The sequence below is a fragment of the Roseisolibacter sp. H3M3-2 genome, assembly GCF_029211165.1.
In the GTDB taxonomy this organism is placed as follows: Bacteria; Gemmatimonadota; Gemmatimonadetes; order Gemmatimonadales; family Gemmatimonadaceae; genus Roseisolibacter.
In genome coordinates this window covers 1-1,901 of the sequence record NZ_JARGEK010000590.1, presented here as the reverse complement: position 1 = coordinate 1,901, position 1,901 = coordinate 1, and the positions used below count along the sequence as shown (strand labels likewise).

Here is a 1,901-nt window from a genome sequence, read left to right as displayed (position 1 = left end):
CGCCGCGGTCGCCGAGCGCGCGACCGACCCGGCCGCGCGCCCCGCGCTCGACAGCATCACCACCGCGCTCGACCCCGAGCGCGCGGACGAGTCGGCGGCGCGCGCGGCGGCGCGCGCGCTGCGGGCGCTGCTGCCGCACGTGCGCACCCCCGACGACAGCACGTGGGCGCAGATCCGCCTCACCGAGGCGCACGCGCTGAGCGACGACCAGGCGGGCGCGTGCCGCGCGCTGCGCGCGGCGAAGGGGAGCGCGCGCACGGGGCCGCAGCGCGAGGCGGTGCGGAAGTACGAGGGGACGCTGGGCTGCTGAACGGCGAAGGGCCGGGCGACGTCGCCCGGCCCTTCGTTCGAGCGCGCGTCGCCGCGCGTCAGTTCGTCGTGGTGAAACTCAGCGTGATCGGCGTGCTGACGTTGCCCACCATGTCCGTCGACCACACGGTCAGGGTGTGCACGCCGGCCGGTCCGCCCGACGCCAGTTGCGGCGTGCCCACGCCCACCGCCGGGCAGGTACCGGTGCTCGCGGAGAAGAATCCGCTCCCCTGGTGGCACAGCTGGGTGCCGTCCGGCCGCTGCACGTGCCAGGATACGCGCCAGATGAACGGCGTGGCGAGCCCGAAGTCGTCCGTCGCCGAGAGCATGATCGTCGGGAAGACCGCGTAGACGCCGCCGTTGACGACGCCGCTCACGCCCACCGTCGGCGGGTTGGGGTCGGCGAGGAAGAACGCCGACGTGCTCTGCGCCCCGCTCATCGAGACGACGCAGACGGAGATCCCGCTGCACGCGCCCGACCAGCCGAGGAACCACGACCCGACCGGCCGGACGGCGCTGAGCGTCACCGGAGTGCCGCGATCGAAGGACGCGGTGCAGGTGCCCGACACCGTGCCGTTGACCGCGCGCGTGCACGCGATGCCCGCCGGGCTCGACGTGATCGTTCCCGGGCCGGTGCCGGCGAACGTGACCGTCAGCGGCTCCTGCGCGACGCCGAACGTCGCCCCGATCGTCGCCGCGCCGTCGAGCGGCACCACGCACGCGCCGGTCCCGCTGCACGCCCCCGTCCAGCCGGTGAACGTGCTCCCCGCCGCCGGCGCCGCCGTCAGCGTGACCGCGCTCCCGCCCGCGAACTCGGCGCCGCACGCGCCGCTCTGCGCGCCCGCCGAGCGCGCGCACGCGATCCCGGCCGGCGACGACGACACCGTGCCGCTCCCCGGGCCGGCCGTCGTCACCGCGAGCGACGCCGTCGCGCGCCAGAAGTTCGCCGTCACCGCGCGCGCCTCCGACATCGTCACCACGCACGGGCCGGCGCCGCCGCACCCGGCGCCGCTCCAGCCGGTGAAGTTCGTGCCGTCGCCCGGCGCCGCCGTCAGCGTGACCGTCGTGCCGGCCGCGTAGGCGCCGCCGCACGCGCCACGCTGCGCCCCCGACGCGCGCGCGCAGTCGATCCCCGCCGGCGTCGAGGTGACGCGGCCGCTCCCGTTGCCGACCGACCCGACCGTCAGCGCGAACGACGGGACGAAGGTGGCCGTCGCCGCGCGCGCGCCGTCCATCGTGACGACGCACGGCGCGCTCCCCGCGCAGTCGGCGCCCGACCACCCGGCGAAGACGTGCCCCGCGGCGGGCGTCGCGGCGAGCGTGACCGACGCGCCCGTGCCGTAGCTCGCGGTGCACACGCCGTCGGCGCACGCGAGCTCGCCCGGCGTCGCCGTCACGGCGCCGGAGCCGACGACCGCCACGCGCAGCGCGTGCCGCGCCGGCGCGAACGTCGCGGTGACGGTCGTCGCCCCGCGCGCGGTCGTCGTGCACGGGCCGGTGCCCGCGCACCCGCCGCCGGTCCACCCGGCGAACGTGCTCCCGCCGGCCGGCGAGGCGACGAGCGTCACCGCGGTCCCCGGCGCGACGGCGAC

At 77.8% G+C, this 1,901-nt stretch carries 1 protein-coding gene and 1 pseudogene; one reads left to right on the top strand and one right to left on the bottom strand.

Annotated elements, in window-relative coordinates; translation table 11 throughout:
* Positions 1-310 (top strand): hypothetical protein (locus PYV61_RS24855; protein WP_275836570.1); only part of this gene is annotated, 310 nt, incomplete at its 5' end.
* A gap of 58 nt (positions 311-368) precedes the next feature.
* Here the strand turns inward: PYV61_RS24855 and PYV61_RS24850 are convergent.
* A pseudogene (locus tag PYV61_RS24850) lies at positions 369-1,901 on the bottom strand (hypothetical protein); the annotation flags it as partial.